At 36.3% G+C, this 16,410-nt stretch carries 17 protein-coding genes; 11 read left to right on the top strand and 6 right to left on the bottom strand.

The genetic code is table 11. The features are described from left to right. The first annotated feature begins 12 nt into the window (after window positions 1–12). Genes GS03_RS05755 through GS03_RS05740 form a run of 4 tightly spaced genes read left to right on the top strand, consistent with a single transcriptional unit; the run spans window position 13 to window position 1,605 of the window. Window positions 13–372: a hypothetical protein gene (locus GS03_RS05755; RefSeq protein WP_136151606.1), complete on the top strand. Its 360-nt coding sequence runs from the start codon at window positions 13–15 to the stop codon at window positions 370–372. After that, window positions 369–809: a hypothetical protein gene (locus GS03_RS05750; protein WP_136151605.1), complete on the top strand. Its 441-nt coding sequence runs from the start codon at window positions 369–371 to the stop codon at window positions 807–809. The genes GS03_RS05755 and GS03_RS05750 overlap by 4 nt, the downstream gene beginning before the upstream one ends. 5 nt (window positions 810–814) lie before the next feature. After that, window positions 815–1,150: a hypothetical protein gene (locus tag GS03_RS05745; protein ID WP_136151604.1), complete on the top strand. Its 336-nt coding sequence runs from the start codon at window positions 815–817 to the stop codon at window positions 1,148–1,150. Beyond that, window positions 1,147–1,605 (top strand): SRPBCC family protein, encoded by a 459-nt coding sequence (locus GS03_RS05740; protein WP_136151603.1) that lies wholly within the window; start codon window positions 1,147–1,149, stop codon window positions 1,603–1,605. Before GS03_RS05745 ends, GS03_RS05740 begins: the two co-directional genes overlap by 4 nt. Here the strand turns inward: GS03_RS05740 and GS03_RS05735 are convergent. Next, window positions 1,602–2,009 carry a large conductance mechanosensitive channel protein MscL gene (locus tag GS03_RS05735; RefSeq protein WP_136151602.1) on the bottom strand — a complete coding sequence of 136 codons (408 nt, stop codon included), beginning with the start codon at window positions 2,007–2,009 and terminating at the stop codon, window positions 1,602–1,604. The two genes, GS03_RS05740 and GS03_RS05735, sit on opposite strands and share 4 nt — an antisense overlap. After that, window positions 2,006–2,827, bottom strand: coding sequence for a UbiA prenyltransferase family protein (locus GS03_RS05730; protein WP_136151601.1), 822 nt, complete (start codon window positions 2,825–2,827; stop codon window positions 2,006–2,008). The genes GS03_RS05735 and GS03_RS05730 overlap by 4 nt, the downstream gene beginning before the upstream one ends. A gap of 154 nt (window positions 2,828–2,981) precedes the next feature. On the opposite strand from GS03_RS05730, the gene gcvP reads away from it, so the two are divergent. The 7 genes from gcvP (at window position 2,982) to GS03_RS05695 (ending at window position 10,671) form a co-directional block, all read left to right on the top strand. Beyond that, a complete protein-coding gene (gcvP, locus tag GS03_RS05725) occupies window positions 2,982–5,825 on the top strand; it encodes an aminomethyl-transferring glycine dehydrogenase (protein WP_136151600.1) in 2,844 nt (947 codons plus the stop codon). Window positions 5,826–5,951: 126 nt separating this feature from the next. Beyond that, complete coding sequence (locus tag GS03_RS05720) at window positions 5,952–6,338, top strand: group III truncated hemoglobin (protein WP_136151599.1); 387 nt, start codon at window positions 5,952–5,954, stop codon at window positions 6,336–6,338. A gap of 116 nt (window positions 6,339–6,454) precedes the next feature. Continuing rightward, complete coding sequence (locus GS03_RS05715; protein ID WP_136151598.1) at window positions 6,455–7,513, top strand: 3-oxoacyl-ACP synthase III family protein; 1,059 nt, start codon at window positions 6,455–6,457, stop codon at window positions 7,511–7,513. Between the two features lie 32 nt (window positions 7,514–7,545). Further along, window positions 7,546–8,073: a class I SAM-dependent methyltransferase gene (locus tag GS03_RS05710; RefSeq protein WP_136151597.1), complete on the top strand. Its 528-nt coding sequence runs from the start codon at window positions 7,546–7,548 to the stop codon at window positions 8,071–8,073. Between the two features lie 51 nt (window positions 8,074–8,124). Further along, on the top strand, window positions 8,125–8,973 hold the full coding sequence (locus tag GS03_RS05705) for a glycosyltransferase (protein ID WP_136151596.1): 849 nt from the start codon (window positions 8,125–8,127) through the stop codon (window positions 8,971–8,973). 187 nt (window positions 8,974–9,160) lie between these two features. Then, window positions 9,161–9,907 carry an MlaE family ABC transporter permease gene (locus GS03_RS05700; protein ID WP_136151595.1) on the top strand — a complete coding sequence of 249 codons (747 nt, stop codon included), beginning with the start codon at window positions 9,161–9,163 and terminating at the stop codon, window positions 9,905–9,907. Further along, window positions 9,907–10,671: an ABC transporter ATP-binding protein gene (locus GS03_RS05695; RefSeq protein WP_136151594.1), complete on the top strand. Its 765-nt coding sequence runs from the start codon at window positions 9,907–9,909 to the stop codon at window positions 10,669–10,671. Before GS03_RS05700 ends, GS03_RS05695 begins: the two co-directional genes overlap by 1 nt. Before the next feature lies 1 nt (window position 10,672). On the opposite strand, the gene GS03_RS05690 is transcribed toward GS03_RS05695, so the two are convergent. From GS03_RS05690 to GS03_RS05675, 4 genes are all read right to left on the bottom strand, one after another. Continuing rightward, on the bottom strand, window positions 10,673–14,125 hold the full coding sequence (locus GS03_RS05690; RefSeq protein WP_136151593.1) for a gliding motility-associated C-terminal domain-containing protein: 3,453 nt from the start codon (window positions 14,123–14,125) through the stop codon (window positions 10,673–10,675). 104 nt (window positions 14,126–14,229) lie between these two features. Then, window positions 14,230–15,291: a mannose-1-phosphate guanylyltransferase gene (locus GS03_RS05685; RefSeq protein WP_136151592.1), complete on the bottom strand. Its 1,062-nt coding sequence runs from the start codon at window positions 15,289–15,291 to the stop codon at window positions 14,230–14,232. Between the two features lie 6 nt (window positions 15,292–15,297). Next, window positions 15,298–15,795 carry a hypothetical protein gene (locus GS03_RS05680; protein ID WP_136151591.1) on the bottom strand — a complete coding sequence of 166 codons (498 nt, stop codon included), beginning with the start codon at window positions 15,793–15,795 and terminating at the stop codon, window positions 15,298–15,300. Between the two features lie 10 nt (window positions 15,796–15,805). After that, window positions 15,806–16,408 carry a SprT-like domain-containing protein gene (locus GS03_RS05675; protein ID WP_136151590.1) on the bottom strand — a complete coding sequence of 201 codons (603 nt, stop codon included), beginning with the start codon at window positions 16,406–16,408 and terminating at the stop codon, window positions 15,806–15,808. Window positions 16,409–16,410: the final 2 nt, after the last annotated feature.

The following is a 16,410-nucleotide window of genomic DNA, read 5'->3' as shown; positions in this document are numbered from 1 at the left end:
CAATATCTAATTATGAAAAACCTGGACACCCTTATAAATGCAAATAAACTGATATTATATCCTACTTCAATCTTATATATTTCTGTTGTAGGCATATCACTTGCCATGGTTTTACAAATACTGCTTGGTATTAGTCAACTTATAATTGCTGTCATCATAAGTTATAATTGCTATAAATTGTTGAATGTAAAGTTAAAATCAAGATTGAAATTATACTGGGCACTAGTAATTATTGACCTTGTTAGCCTGCCATTTTCCGGAAACATCTTTGATTTTCCCGGAATGATATGCTACTTCATTCTGCCCATGTTAATTGCCATTTACTTTCACTTTTTAATTATAGAAATCAATACAGAAATCATCAAACCATGAACACAACAATCCCAAACTGGCTCATCATCCTAAGTGGCTGTGGCCTGATATTTACTGCTCTAATTTATCCTTACATCCGTCATCATGTTTTTGACTGGTACAATGATGTCAAACAACTTAAACCTTTGAATCAGGAGATTTGTAAAACCTATGGACGTTACATACAGGGATTAAACTTTTCATTTGGATTGATTGCAATACTATTTACAAATGAATTAAAAGAACAATCAGCATTGGCAGTTGCTTTAACAGGATTAATTGCTGCTTATTGGGTTGGAAAAGTGGCCACACAAATTGCTTATTATCCAATGTATCAAATTCCACAAAAAAAGATTTTTAAGATAGGGAGCTATGGGATGAATACTTTGTTTGTGCTTTTTGCCGTGGTGAATACGTTCCTTTTTATTCATAATATAATTGGTCATTATAAACTTTAATAATCATGAAAAGCCTATTCAAACTAAATCTTGCATTTATCGGAGTTCCAATACTGCTTTGTTTATTCGGAGTAATTGATGAAAACTTCCTTTTCTGGGGATTACTATCAACAATGCTTACTGGTTTGTTTCAGGTTATTGTGGGAATTTTGATGCTTCGTGATGAACCAAATGACAAATATCTTCAGGTATATATTGCCTTAGTAGTTTTATTTTTCATTACTTGGTATATCAATGCTCAAACTGGGTATCACAACTTCCTTACTTTTGGCTTATTTGGAACTCCACCTCTACTTGCTTTATATCTTACTTTCATAATCTATAAAAAAAGAAATCAGTGACCACAATTCATCTCATCACCAAAATAAAAGCGCCAATTCAAACTGTTTTCGATTTAAGCCGAAACATTGACATCCATAAATTGTCAACAGCTAAATCAAATGAAAAAGCCATTGCCGGAGTTACAGGCGGAATGATAAATCTAAATGAAACAGTTACCTTTAAAGGAAAGCATTTTGGAATTTATTTAAAGCATCAAAGCAAAATCACAGAAATGGAAAACCCTGATTATTTTGTTGATGAGATGATAAAAGGTTATTTTAAGTTCTTTCGTCACGAACATAGTTTTGTAAGCCAAAATGGAACAACTGCCATGATTGATTTTCTTCAATATGAAACTCCACTTGGTATTTTTGGAACGCTATTCGATAAATTGATTTTGAAAAAGCATTTAACTTCTTTCATAGAGGAAAGAAATGAATTCATTAAAAATTTAGCAGAGAAAAACAACTGCTAATCTTCTTCAACTATTCTTATCACTTTAATCAGCAAAGTGTAATAGATAAAAACGCTGAATGTGATAATCAGAAAATGAGTGATGGTCATCCAAAAACTTTTATAAACAAACAAGCGGTAGATAAAAGTTGCCAGAAAGCCACTAAAAACAAGCATGAAATTCTGGAACCAGATTACGGCTGTTTTACTGATAAAAAAAACAGCTACAAGCAAAAGGAGTAATTTTCTGTTCACAAAACCTGCAAGAATCAAGGCACCAAAAGTATAGAAAATATAAACCCAACCGTTGCTATGCAAAAAATAGGGCAAAACACCAAACAGGCAAATGGTCCAGGCAAATGCCAGCAATGAAAAAGTAAGAACCGTAAATCTAAACCCGAAAAATAAAACTTCCCTATTCATCATATTTTTGTAGTCACTAATATTAAAACCCACCACAAAATCGGTATACTTTCTACCCAAAATGTGCTATAGTATTTTGACTGTTTTTCGTGGGCAAAAAGCAGAAAAAGAAAAATGGTAAAAGCGACTCCCGATCTGACGAACAATGACGGAAAGCTAAAATCAATTTGGAAAAAACATAACAGTATAAACAGTAACAGTAAAACAGCACCAACAATTTTTGTATGATCTACTCCTATTTGCTGTGGCACTGTTTTTAAATTGGGGTCATCAACCTTCAAATCGATAATTTCAAAAATCAATATCAGCACAAAAATTAAAATAAAACGCTGAACAGCAAGTACAAAAATATCGAATGTCAATGGAATTCCAACATTAATAATTGGTAAGAACAAAGTCACTCCAACCCAGCAAAGTGCCACAATGTAAATCTTTACGCCAGCCCAATTCCGGGCATTATTCCGATTTGGAAAAAAAGGCAAAGTGTACAGCATTGTCAATATCAGAAAGACAACAGCGATGATTTTTGTTACTTGTTCCAGTTGGAAAAAGTAATAGCAGGTTGCCAAAAAAGAAAGGGAACTCAAGACAGCAATCGCCTTTAATTCGGTTCGCATTTGTAGTTTTTGTGTTCGTGCCAAAGCATCGTACTTCACAAAATTATAGCCAACGATTGTACCAAAAAAAGCAAACAAAGCCGGCACATCTATACTGGCTATATCAAACAAATAACCCGTCATTCGCACCAAAGCATAAACAGCCAGCGCGACATGAATACTGCTGTTGATATAAAAGTCGAGAAGTCGCTTTAAAATGCTCATTACACAAATTTAGTCAATATGTTAATAAGCACCTCTTTTAGTTGAAAAATTCGTGAAATTTACAATCCTTTTAACCTAAAATTTAGAGTTTAATAATTACTTTTGTTGGCGTTAAAAACAAGCACAACTAAACACACTTAGAACTTACAATTTAATGAGAACAGACGCATTTGCACTACGCCACATAGGTCCACGTGAGAACGACCTAAACCACATGTTCAAAACCATAGGAGTTGAAAACTTTGACCAACTAATTTATGAAACGATTCCGGATGATATTCGTTTGAAAAACGATCTGAATTTGGATGCACCAATGACTGAATATGAGTATTCGCAACACATTCATGAATTAGGCAAAAAAAATAAAGTATACAAATCGTACATCGGGTTGGGTTATCACCCAACAATTATTCCGGCTGTAATTCAAAGAAATGTTTTTGAAAATCCGGGTTGGTATACTGCTTACACGCCTTATCAGGCGGAAATTGCACAAGGAAGATTAGAAGCTATTTTGAATTTTCAAACTACTGTTATCGAGTTAACGGGAATGGAAATCGCAAATGCTTCGCTATTAGACGAAGGAACTGCTGCAGCTGAAGCCATGGCTTTATTGTTCGATGTTCGTACTCGTGACCAAAAGAAAATCAACACAAATAAATTCTTCGTTTCTGAAGAAATATTGCCACAAACCTTATCCATACTACAAACGCGTTCTACTCCACTAAACATTGAATTAGTGGTGGGAAATCATGAAGATTTTGATTTCTCTACTGATTTCTTCGGTGCGATTTTACAATATCCTGGTAAATATGGTCAGGTAAATGATTACGCCGGATTTATCGCTAAAGCAAGTGAAAGCGATATTAAAGTAGCCGTTGCTGCCGATATTTTGTCATTGGCAAAATTGACTTCTCCCGGTGAAATGGGTGCTGCAGTTGTTGTAGGAACTACACAACGTTTCGGAATTCCAATGGGTTATGGTGGACCGCACGCGGCTTACTTTGCGACTAAAGAAGAATATAAGCGTTCGATGCCGGGAAGAATTATTGGCGTTTCTATTGATGCAAACGGTAACCGTGCCTTACGTATGGCTTTGGGAACCCGTGAGCAACATATCAAACGTGAAAAAGCAACTTCTAATATTTGTACGGCTCAGGTTTTACTTGCTGTTATGGCCGGAATGTATGCGGTTTATCACGGACCAAAAGGATTGCGTTATATTGCTAACAAAGTACATTCATCTGCGGTTACATTGGCAGATGCTTTGAATAAATTAGGTGTTTACCAAACAAATTCAGCTTTCTTCGATACGATTTCTGTAAAAGCGGATGCACAAAAAGTAAAAGCGATTGCTGAGAAAAACAAAGTAAATTTCTATTATGTTGATGCCGATACGATTTCGATTTCATTAAACGAAACCACTTCTATTGCTGACATCAATCAAATCATAGCCATTTTTGCAGAAGCAACCGGAAAAGATAAAGTAACTGTTTCTAACTTATCAACTTCTGATAATTTCGTTGCTGGCCTGGAAAGAAAATCAGCTTTCCTGATGCATGATGTTTTCAACAACCATCATTCTGAATCTCAGTTGATGCGTTATATCAAAAAATTAGAGCGCAAAGATTTATCGTTAAATCATTCTATGATTTCTTTAGGTTCTTGCACAATGAAATTGAATGCCGCTGCCGAAATGTTGCCGTTATCAATGGCAAACTGGAACAGCATTCACCCTTTTGCGCCTATCGAGCAAGCAGAAGGTTATATCACGATGCTTAAAAAATTAGAGCAACAATTGAACGTAGTAACCGGTTTTGCCGGAACTACTTTGCAGCCTAATTCGGGTGCACAAGGCGAATATGCCGGACTTATGGCGATTCGTGCTTATCATTTATCACGTGGTGACAATCACAGAAATGTATGTTTGATTCCATCTTCGGCACACGGAACAAATCCTGCTTCAGCAGCAATGGCCGGAATGCACATTATAGTTACCAAAACCATGGAAAACGGTAATATCGATGTGGAAGATTTAAGAGCCAGAGCAATAGAGCACGCAGCTGATTTGTCTTGTTTGATGGTAACCTATCCATCAACTCATGGCGTTTTTGAAAGTGCTATTTGTGAAATCACCAAAATCATTCACGACAATGGCGGTTTGGTTTATATGGATGGTGCCAATATGAATGCGCAGGTTGGATTAACAAATCCGGCAACAATTGGTGCTGACGTATGCCACTTAAACTTACACAAGACTTTCGCTATTCCTCATGGTGGTGGTGGTCCCGGAGTTGGGCCAATTTGTGTAAACGAAAAATTAGTGCCGTTTTTACCAACCAACCCAATCATTCCGGTAGGTGGAAATAATGCGATTACTGCCATTTCTTCTGCGCCTTATGGTTCAGCTTTGGTTTGTTTGATATCGTATGGTTATATCACAATGCTTGGTGCGGAAGGACTAAAAAGCTCTACGGAACACGCTATTTTGAATGCCAATTATATGAAAGCCCGTTTAGAAGAGCATTATCCGGTTTTATATTCGGGAGAAATGGGACGTGCAGCTCACGAAATGATTTTGGATTGTCGTTCGTTCAAACAAAACGGAATTGAAGTTACTGATATCGCAAAACGTCTGATGGATTATGGTTTCCATGCGCCAACAGTTTCTTTCCCGGTTGCCGGAACCTTGATGGTTGAACCAACAGAATCGGAAGATTTAGCTGAGTTAGATCGTTTTTGTGATGCAATGATTTCGATCAGAAAAGAAATTGATGCGGCTTCTGCTGACGATGCAAATAACGTATTGAAAAATTCACCACATACTTTGGCGATGCTGACTTCCAACGATTGGAATATGCCATACACCAGAGAACAAGCAGCGTATCCATTGGATTATATTCACGAAAACAAATTCTGGCCAAGTGTGCGTCGTGTTGATGATGCGTATGGCGACAGAAATTTAGTTTGTTCTTGTGCGCCAATTGAAGCGTATATGTAAACTATAAAATTCCAATATTAAAATCCCAAATTCCAGATGTGAGTTTGGGATTTTAATTTTAAAAGCTGATTTTAATCAGTAAATCAGAAAGCAGTAATTTATATTTTTGTTCCAAATAAAGAACCAATGCACGACATCCTAAACCAAGACGATTTATACTTACTTGTTGATGAATTCTACAAAAAATTATTGTCGGATGATTCTATAAGTTACATTTTCACAGATGTTGTTAAGATTAAAATCGAAGAGCATTTGCCGATTCTGGTTACCTTTTGGTCTCAAGCAATCCTCGGAACTGGAGGTTATACCAAAAATTTGACTCAAATACATTTGGATGTGAATGCTAAAGAATACCTTTCGCCTGAGCTGTTTAAAATATGGCTCAACCATTTTTTTACTACTGTTGATGAAAACTTCAAAGGCGAAAAAGCAGAACAAATAAAAACACAGGCTTTGAGTATTGGCACCATAATGCAGATAAAAATAGCACAGGAAAAAGGCAAAAAGATGTGATTTTCTCAATTTATGTAATCAATATTGAAAATATTCATAATTAAATCTCGATTATTTATATTTTAGTAACATTCAACAGCTTTTATTTCTAATTTCGCAATGAAATAATTAAAATAATGAGTACAAAAATAACCGGTTCCGGGAGTTATATTCCGACTGAAATAGTATCCAATAAAGATTTTGCCGAACACGTTTTTTTGAATGATGACGGAACACCATTTCCACATCCGAATGATATCGTTGCCGAAAAATTTCTGGAAATAACAGGTATTCAGGAACGTCGCTATGTTACTGATGATTTGCAAACTTCTGACATTGCATTTATTGCTGCAAAAAGAGCCATTGAAGATTCAAAAATTGATCCTGAAACGTTGGATTATATCATTTTTGCCCACAACTTTGGGAATGTAAAAAAGGGAGCTATTCAAACCGATTTATTACCAAGTTTGGCAACCAGAGTCAAATTTGATTTGCGTATAAAAAACCCAAAATGCGTTTGCTATGACATGCTTTTTGGTTGTCCGGGTTGGGTTGAAGGTGTTATTCAGGCGCAGGCATTTATAAAAGCCGGTATGGCTAAAAAATGTTTGGTTATCGGAGCCGAAACCCTTTCCCGCGTAGTTGATTTACACGACAGAGATTCTATGATTTATTCGGATGGTGCCGGCGCTACTATCATTGAAGCTACTGATGATGAAGGCGGAATTTTGGCACACGAAACGGCAACGTTCACTTATGATGAAGCCTATTATTTATTTTTTGGGAATTCATTCAATAAAACGCATGATCCCGATGTGCGTTATATCAAAATGCACGGAAGAAAGATTTATGAATTTGCTTTAAGTCAAGTACCAAAAGCCATGAAAGAATGTCTGGAAAAAAGCGGCGTTGATATTAAAGACATTAAAAAAATACTCATCCATCAGGCTAATGAAAAAATGGATGAAGCCATTATCCAAAGATTTTATAAACTTCACGGTCAAACACCACCGGACGGAATTATGCCAATGAGCATTCACAAATTGGGTAATTCAAGTGTGGCAACCGTTCCAACATTATATGATTTATTGGTAAAGGGCCAACTTGAAAATCATTCGATTAAAAAAGGTGATGTTATTCTTTTTGCTTCGGTTGGCGCCGGAATGAATGTCAATGCTATCGTATATAAAATGTAAAAATTGTAACTTCGCGGCTTAATATTTCGAACATGTACGAGAAGACCTATCCAAGCAAACGCTTCAACCTTACACTGGCATTTTTAAAGAAACACATCAAAACTTCCGAAACCATTTTTGACCTTGGTGTGCCAAATCCATTTTCAAAAATCATGGAAGATAATGGTTATACTGTCATCAATACTAAAGGTGAAGATTTGGATAACGACCAAACGGCATTACAAAATGAAACTTATAATGTCTTTACCGGTTTTGAAATTTTTGAGCATTTGTTGAATCCGTATACCGTTTTGGAAAACGTAAAATGCGACAAATTATTAATTTCGATTCCGTTGCGATTATGGTTTTCTCCGGCTTACAGAAGCAAAACCGATAAATGGGACAGACATTACCACGAATTTGAAGATTGGCAATTGGATTGGTTATTAGAAAAAACCGGCTGGAAAATTGTTGACCGCGTGAAATTCACACATCCTGTAAAGAAATTAGGTTTCCGTCCATTGCTGCGCTATTTCACCCCACGCTATTATATGGTGTATGCCGAAAGAGTTAAAAGCTAGAAAGATTTATAACTATTTAAAACATTAGCGGCTTTGCGGCTTTGCGAGACAATGAACTACTACATCGTTATTCCATCTCACAACGAAGAAAACTTTATCTCACTAACATTACAATCGTTAGTCGAGCAAACCGTTTTGCCAAAAAAAATAGTAGTGGTCAATGACAATTCTACCGATAAAACCGAAGAAATTGTTACGGCTTTCGCCAAAGAGTATCCGTTTATTTCATTGGTCAATAAAACTTCTGATACCATACATTTACCGGGAAGCAAAGTAATTCAGGCGTTTCAAAAAGGTTTGGAAACTTTGGATGACAATTATGATTTCATTGTAAAAGTAGATGCCGATTTGATTTTTCCAAGCAATTATTTTGAAACCATAATTTCTCATTTCAAATCAGATGACAAAATCGGAATGGTTGGTGGCTTTGCCTACATCGAAAAAAATGGTGACTGGATTCTGGAAAACCTTACTGATAAAGACCATATTCGTGGTGCTTTTAAAGCTTACCGAAAAGATTGCTTTAAACAAATTGGCGGATTAAAACCAGCCATGGGTTGGGACACGGTTGATGAGTTACTTTGTAAATTTTATGATTGGAAAGTAGTAACCGATCGAACGCTAAAAGTAAAACACCTAAAACCAACGGGCGCGAATTACAACAAAACCGCACGTTACAAACAAGGCGAAGCTTTTTATAGTTTAGGTTACGGCTTTTTCATCACTTCAATTGCATCCTTAAAATTAGCCATGCGAAAAAGAAAACCGCTATTATTCTTTGATTATATCAATGGGTTCTGGAAAGCAAAATCGGCAAAAAAACCACTTTTAGTTACAACTGAACAAGCCAAATTCATTCGGAATTATCGTTGGAAAAAGATGAAGGAGAAATTGTTCTAAGAAAGGTGCGTTAGGGATAGTAGTGAAAATCCTTTTGTTTTGTCATCCCGAGCGCAGTCGAGGGAATTTTCACAAAACAAAAGATTGTAACGGATAGCCCGACCCGAAGGGAAACGCCCCAAAAAAACTCATAACTCATAACTCATAACTCATAACTTCTCCCTATTTTTGACAATATTTTTAACTCATGATGCTAATTCGGTATTTATCGCAAATAGGAAGATACTTTCTGATGTGGAAAGAGATTTTCAACAAACCAACAAAATGGTCGGTCATGAGAACCTTAATCTTCAAAGAAATTGATGACTTAATCATTGACTCACTCGGAATTGTTTGCTTTATATCCTTCTTTGTTGGTGGCGTAGTTTCGATTCAGACTGCCTTAAACTTAACCAATCCGTTAATTCCAAAATACCTGATTGGTTTTGCTACAAGACAATCGGTAATCTTAGAATTTGCACCGACATTTATTTCGATAATCATGGCAGGAAAAATGGGTTCTTTTATTACGTCGAGTATAGGAACGATGCGTGTTACCGAGCAAATTGATGCTTTAGAAGTTATGGGTGTAAACTCTTTAAATTATTTGGTTTTCCCAAAAATAATTGCGCTGTTACTCTATCCTTTTGTCATTGGAATTGCTATGTTTTTAGGAATTTTTGGCGGTTGGATTGCGGCAGTTTATGGCGGATTCGCTTCGAGTAATGATTTTATCACCGGAATTCAACAGGAATTTATTCCTTTTCATATTGCATATGCCTTCATCAAAACCTTTGCTTTTGCTTTAATTCTGGCGACTATTCCATCATTTCATGGCTATTATATGAAAGGTGGCGCACTTGAAGTTGGAAAAGCTAGTACGGTTTCTTTTGTATGGACAGCGGTGACAATTATTTTGGTAAACTATATATTAACCCAATTACTTTTGACCTAATGATAGAAGTAAAAAACGTAGAGAAATCTTTCGGAGATACTAAGGTTTTAAAAGGGGTTTCTACCATTTTTGAAACTGGTAAAACCAATTTGATTATTGGTCAAAGTGGTTCCGGAAAAACGGTTTTGCTCAAAAGTCTACTCGGAATTCATACACCCGAAAAAGGAACTATTTCATTTGACGGTAGAATTTATTCGGATTTAAATCCGGATGAAAAAAGAGCGTTACGCACCGAAATTGGGATGGTATTCCAGGGAAGTGCACTTTTTGACAGCATGACTGTGGAGGAAAATGTTGGGTTTCCGTTAAAAATGTTTACTACTAAAACCGCTGCCGAAATAAAAGAACGTGTCGATTTTGTAATTGACAGAGTTGATTTGAAAGACGCACATCATAAAAAACCTTCTGAGCTTTCGGGTGGAATGCAAAAGCGTGTAGCGATTGCCCGTGCGATTGTGAACAATCCGAAGTATCTTTTTTGTGACGAACCAAACTCAGGGCTCGATCCAAAAACAGCCATAATCATTGACAACCTGATACATGAGATTACTGTAGAGTACAATATCACAACAGTTATCAATACGCACGATATGAACTCGGTGATGGAAATTGGCGAAAAAATTATCTTTCTGAAAAAAGGAATTTTGGCTTGGGAAGGAACCAAAAAAGACATTTTCAAAACTGACAATGAAGCCATAACCGACTTTGTTTATTCGTCTAATCTTTTCAAGAAAATTAGAAAAGCACAGAATAAAGAAGAATAAATCAGCCTCTAGTCAGGAAAATCCAGCCGTTTTTAATTTCGGCAGTATCTAATTTAATAATGTAGTAATAAGTTGAATCCGGCAATATGCCTCCGTTCATATTCTGACCATGCCACTCGTCTGAATAATTACTTTTTTCATACACTTTTCTGCCCCAACGATTGTAGATTTCAAGTTTATCAACACCAAATCCTGTTAAGTCCAGGCTTTCATTTGTTTGATCATTGTTAGGCGTAATTACATTTGGAATAAAACAAATGTTACGTACAACATCGATAGTGTTAGTTACTTCACAACCAAACTGGTTTGTAATACTTAGAGAATAAACTCCCAATTCGCCTCCCGTAATTGTTATTGGATTCTGATTACTTGTATAATTATTTGGGCCTGTCCAGCTAAATGTTGAAGTAGCTTCATCAAAAGAGGTTTCATTTTGTCTGGTGTACCAAAGCTGATAATCTTTGCCAACACAACTCTGATTTAAAGTAAAACTTGGCAAAGGATTAACCAAGACCTCAACACTTGAATTTCCAGATTGACAGCCATTTTGAGTTACATTAACTGTGTAAGTCCCATTATCACTAACAGAAACCGAATTTATAGTTGGGTTTTGCAGCGTTGATGCAAATCCGTTAGGACCAGTCCAATTATAGTTCCCGTTTGCTACAAAAGTGGCAAATAGATTCACATTTTGAGTTTCACATAGTATTGGGTCAGCACTGGCAACCGGCGTTTCCGGAATGGCCTTAATCGTAATGTTAATCGTTGCATCATCTGTCGAAGCACAGCTTCCTATAACGGTATATTTAAACTGATAGATTCCAAACGGAACAGTCGATGAATCCCATAAATTATTTGTCAGGGTTCCACTTGTGGTTATTTCTGTCCAAGTTCCCAAAGGCTGAAATGTTCCCGTTAATAAAGTAGTCATATCAATAACTCCCTGTCTGCCACAATAAGAAACAGTATTGTCATTTCCGGCCTGCGGAGTAGTATTATTTATGTTCACTTCATAATCCAAAACTTGGTTAAGGCAGGAAGCAGGATTACCTAAATAGGTAATTCTAACATGATAGGTTCCGTTATCCAAAGCTGAATTAAACGAGGAAAAATTTAATGAATTGGTGGTACTCAAAATAGTTGTCGTATTGTTGTCTTTCCACCATTGATATGTCAGAAATGGGAAATTGGCTACTGTTAAAGAAGCACTTTGCCCATCACACGAAATGGAGCTGGCTATTGTCATTGGGGCTGGATTTAAAACCTGAAATTGACTGTTCGCACTATTATGGCATACATCTTCAACTTCAAAATTATATGTGCCGGGCTCTAATCCTGAAAAAAGATTTGAGCTTCCGTTTTCAACCAAAAAAGGCAGACCGTTTTTAGTTGTGATTCGATAAACCAAAGCTGAATTTCCTACTGCATTTACCACAACTTCAAAAGTTGAACCGCATGAAACCGGAAACACATCAATAATTCTTGGCACATTATAAAAGTCGAACTCATAAATAACTTTAAAACAATTAACCTGTGAAGAGATTCCGGTTGTAAAAACGTTAAAAACTTTCAGTATCCTAAAATGGCCGACAAAAGCAATATTAAAAGTTGTACCATTATTTGTTAGCTCAAAAGAATTTGTTGTTGTCGGAAATGATCCATCTGTATAAACTATATCCGTCAAAGGATGCACCCAGTTTCCGCTTGCCGCGTCAAATTTTTGCAACCAATATGTAGCACCAAAATTATTGTTACTGGTATGATTCAAAGTAAGATTAAATGAACCACAGTTAGGAGCAATTACAACATTCGTATTTTGCTGATAACCTAAAATAGTTATATTGGTTGTAAAAGTGCCACCGCAGGAATTGGTAGATTGAAAACTATAACTTCCCGGAGGCAACGAATCCATAGTAAACCTGGTTCCGCTTGATACAATATTTCCTGATAGATCAGCCGGTACCGGACCTGTATATGCCGTTGGTGCTGATGTTATCGAAACCGCTATCAAATCTCCTGACATTCGAAACGAGCCAAAACCATTTTCGCATCCTTCTCTTACAGAAACTGTCGGCGGATTTGTTTGTGAAGTTATAACAACAGTCATAGGTAATGCATTTCCACATCGATCTACAACATTAAAAACATACGTTCCAACAGGTAAATGAACAAAAACAGCATAATGTGCGGAATTTATTAAACTGCTGTAGTCATGAGGTAATGGAACGGTATATGTCGGAGGAGCTGAAATCATTATCAGCTGATCAACGTCATATACAAAAAGTGTCACGTCTATACACGTCGGGCTGGCAATTACATAGTAAGGAGGATTAGCTCCTTGATTTGTCGAAACTATTACCGTAACGGTCTGGGGATTACCACAAGCATCAATAACGTTAAAGATATAGGTTCCCGGAACTACATCATGAACAACTACCTCTGCATTGACTATCGAAGAATCAAAATTTTGCGGCAATGTGCCTGCATAACCCGGAGGTGCTGACACCAAAATCAATGAAGTTACGTTAGAAAAATTTATTAGTTGAAAATCACAATCTTGAGGTCCAACCGTATAACCAGGACCACCGATAGGCGGTAAAACTTCTATTACTCCATTTAAATTATAAACCGTACCACAACCATCTGTTATGGTAAAAGAGTAATTACTGTTGGGAAAGTATGGAACTTGTTGGGAAAACCCATTTCCAGTAGTTAACGTTTGATTATAGGTAATTGATGGCCCTGTAGGTGGAGAAAATACAATGACTATCTGAAGAGGATATCTTATTATTCCGGATGATAAAGCCGGTTGAAAACTGGCACCAATGTTAGCCATAGTACAGCTAACCATGGAGGGATTCATTAAAGTAAAGTTTATATTGGTATCCGTTTTAAATAAAGTATAAGTCTGAACAACTGCCTGCCCACAAGTATCAACAACCCTTATCTGATAAACTCCTGCTGTTAAACCGGTAAACAAATTAGAAGTTTGCAATGGCCTTGTCATAGGCCCGGAAATAATTTGATAACTTGCTGCTGTCCCGGTTGTCACATTGACCGTTATGGTTCCGTCATTACCACAAATTTCATTAGTGCTGGTTGTTTGATAGGTTAAAAGACTTGTCGTATTAACAATCGTTGCGTCTTGTTGCTGTGTCCCGCTTTCACCTCCCAAAGACTGAGTCGCGACAACCCTATAATTACCAGCTGGTAATCCCGAAATTGTTGTGGCCGACTGAACAGAAATTGGTGTAGTAACATCCGGAAGTAAGTAGACCGAATATAAAAATGTGGAGCCTGTAGTTGTATTGGAAACCGCAAAAGTTAAAGTCCCATTAGAAGGACATGTTTCATTTGTCGCTGTAACATTCAAAGTGAAATTTGACAGTTGTCCCTGAGCAAATTGCACAAAAAACAAAAACGTCAAAAATAAATACAGCCTTTTACCAAGCATCAATCCTACTTTTTAGATAAGAGTACAAGATAATACAAATTTATTTTAGTTGTGTAAAATCTTAGTTTTTTAAATAAAAAAGGAACTAATCAGCTCCTTTTCTTTTATAATTTGTTGGCAATTTCCGTAATCCGCTTGATATCCTGCTCTTTGCTTTTTGGATAAATCATCAGTACATTTTCATTATCGACAATAATGTAATCATCCAAACCATCTATAACTACTAGTTTTTTTGCTTCGGAACGAATGATGTTGTTGGATGCATTCTCCAAAATTACAGTCGCATTCACTACCGTATTATTATTGTCGTCTTTGTCTAATTTGTCATGTAGCGAACCCCAAGTTCCCAAATCATTCCAATCAAAAGTGGCTGGCAAAACGTAAACATTTTTTGCCTTTTCCATCACAGCATAATCAATCGAGATGTTTTCAGCTTTTTCGTAATTCGTTTGGATAAATTGCTTTTCGCTGTCGGTATTGTAACTTTCAGAACCTTGCTGAAACAAGCCATTCATTTGTGGTTGAAATTTTTCAAAAGCTTCCGTAATCGATTTTACACTCCAAATAAAAATCCCACCATTCCAAAGGAAATTTCCGGAATCTAAAAATGCTTTTGCCGTTTCATAATCAGGTTTTTCACGAAACTGATTCACTTTCTTAATCGGATTTGCATCTGATTTATCAAATTCGATATAACCAAAACCTGTGTTCGGAAATGTTGGTTGTATGCCTAAGGTCATCAAGGCATTTTCTTTTTGACAGAAGTCAAAACACTGTTGCAAATTTCCTGAAAATTCATCTTCATCTTCAATCCAGTGATCACTTGGCGCAACAACCATAACGGCATTTGGATTTTGCTTTTGAATTTTTAGTGAAGCATATAAAATGCATGGTGCAGTATTTCGCATCGCTGGTTCTAACAATACCTGTTCTTGTTTTACCATTGGTAATTGTTCCAAAACCAAATCGTTGTAACGCTCGTTTGTCAGTATCAAAATGTTTTCCGCTGGAATCAATTTTGATAAGCGGCTGAATGTTTTTTGGATCAAAGTATCGCCTGAACCCAACATGTCGTGAAACTGTTTAGGAAAATCGGTAGTACTGACCGGCCAAAATCTTGAACCAACACCACCAGCCATTACTATTGCGTAATAATTTTTATTCATAATTTCTTAGTCTATTCTATCCTCATCTATTTTGAGTAACTTATTGCTTCTAAATTTATATAAGGACCCTTTTACAGAATTATATTTTCCATAAATTTCTGAAGTCTTTTCTGTCGCTGTATTCCTGATTGTGATTCCTACATCATTTTCATTACTTTCAGAATAATAATTCTCATGAATCGAATATTCAAAATTGCCTATTTTAAAAAAAACATTGTTTAAATCCATAGCTAAGTTTTGAACTCCGCCTCCTCTACTATAATACGCAAAGGTAAACTTATTCCAACTTTCTTTATTCTTTTCGGGATATTCTAATTCGATTTTTTTTGAAGTGCCAAATCTGTAAACTATATATTTACCATGCTTATCTTTAGCTAAAATCATTTTTTTGCCAGCCTTTGTCTCAAATGAAAAAAGAACTTCTTCATTTGGTAAAAGATAATCCTGCCCAAAACTTAGTTTTGAAAACAACAGAAAGAATAAAGCAATTTGAACTTTTTTCATGACAGATTATTTAACCAGGCAAAATTTCCACCTCAGCGTTGGCATTAAACAAATAAAGTCTTCCTGTTTTTACTTCCAGACATTCATAACGCTTTACGCGTAAGCCTTTCTTTTGAAAAATTCTGCCATTTTTTATTCGGAACATACTGCCGCTTGGTACTTCGTGTACGAAATGAACATCAGGTTTTCTTTCGTCAAATTGTTTTAGGGCAAAAGCCAATCGGGCATCGGTATCACTACTCGCTGTTGGATTTCTGAAATGATTGGCAATCAAAGGCAGGACAGCATGCGGAAATATTTCCGGTCGAATAAACGGAACCATCAAACGCTGAAAGGTAATTTTCCATTCGTTGCCATGTGGTTTTATAAGTCGCCCGTATTTTTCATAAGCAACCAAATGCGAAATCTCATGAACCAACGTAATTAGAAATCGGTATTTATTCAAATTGGCATTGACCGTAATTTCGTGTTTCCCACCAACAGCTCGTCGATAATCACCATGACGCGTTTGTCGTTCGTTGACAATTTTTAGATGCACATTATTCTCTTTGATTAATTCAAAGCAAGAAAGTACGGCGTGTTCGGGCAAGTATTTGGATAAGACTTCGCTCAAAA

It is taken from the genome of Flavobacterium sangjuense (genome assembly GCF_004797125.1).
GTDB classification, from domain to species: domain Bacteria; phylum Bacteroidota; class Bacteroidia; order Flavobacteriales; family Flavobacteriaceae; genus Flavobacterium; species Flavobacterium sangjuense.
Note: the sequence above shows the minus strand (reverse complement) of the source record. Positions and strands in the feature narration are given on the sequence as shown.

Bases quoted from the DNA above. Each gene is read 5' to 3' on its own strand.
- GS03_RS05685 (WP_136151592.1), bottom strand. From the start codon at position 15,291: ATGAATAAAAATTATTACGCAATAGTAATGGCTGGTGGTGTTGGTTCA.
- GS03_RS05700 (WP_136151595.1), top strand. From the start codon at position 9,161: ATGATGCTAATTCGGTATTTATCGCAAATAGGAAGATACTTTCTGATG.
- GS03_RS05750 (WP_136151605.1), top strand. From the start codon at position 369: ATGAACACAACAATCCCAAACTGGCTCATCATCCTAAGTGGCTGTGGC.
- GS03_RS05705 (WP_136151596.1), top strand. From the start codon at position 8,125: ATGAACTACTACATCGTTATTCCATCTCACAACGAAGAAAACTTTATC.
- GS03_RS05730 (WP_136151601.1), bottom strand. From the start codon at position 2,827: ATGAGCATTTTAAAGCGACTTCTCGACTTTTATATCAACAGCAGTATT.
- GS03_RS05745 (WP_136151604.1), top strand. From the start codon at position 815: ATGAAAAGCCTATTCAAACTAAATCTTGCATTTATCGGAGTTCCAATA.
- GS03_RS05710 (WP_136151597.1), top strand. From the start codon at position 7,546: ATGTACGAGAAGACCTATCCAAGCAAACGCTTCAACCTTACACTGGCA.
- GS03_RS05715 (WP_136151598.1), top strand. From the start codon at position 6,455: ATGAGTACAAAAATAACCGGTTCCGGGAGTTATATTCCGACTGAAATA.
- GS03_RS05755 (WP_136151606.1), top strand. From the start codon at position 13: ATGAAAAACCTGGACACCCTTATAAATGCAAATAAACTGATATTATAT.
- GS03_RS05695 (WP_136151594.1), top strand. From the start codon at position 9,907: ATGATAGAAGTAAAAAACGTAGAGAAATCTTTCGGAGATACTAAGGTT.
- GS03_RS05690 (WP_136151593.1), bottom strand. From the start codon at position 14,125: ATGCTTGGTAAAAGGCTGTATTTATTTTTGACGTTTTTGTTTTTTGTG.
- GS03_RS05735 (WP_136151602.1), bottom strand. From the start codon at position 2,009: ATGATGAATAGGGAAGTTTTATTTTTCGGGTTTAGATTTACGGTTCTT.
- GS03_RS05720 (WP_136151599.1), top strand. From the start codon at position 5,952: ATGCACGACATCCTAAACCAAGACGATTTATACTTACTTGTTGATGAA.
- GS03_RS05680 (WP_136151591.1), bottom strand. From the start codon at position 15,795: ATGAAAAAAGTTCAAATTGCTTTATTCTTTCTGTTGTTTTCAAAACTA.
- gcvP (WP_136151600.1), top strand. From the start codon at position 2,982: ATGAGAACAGACGCATTTGCACTACGCCACATAGGTCCACGTGAGAAC.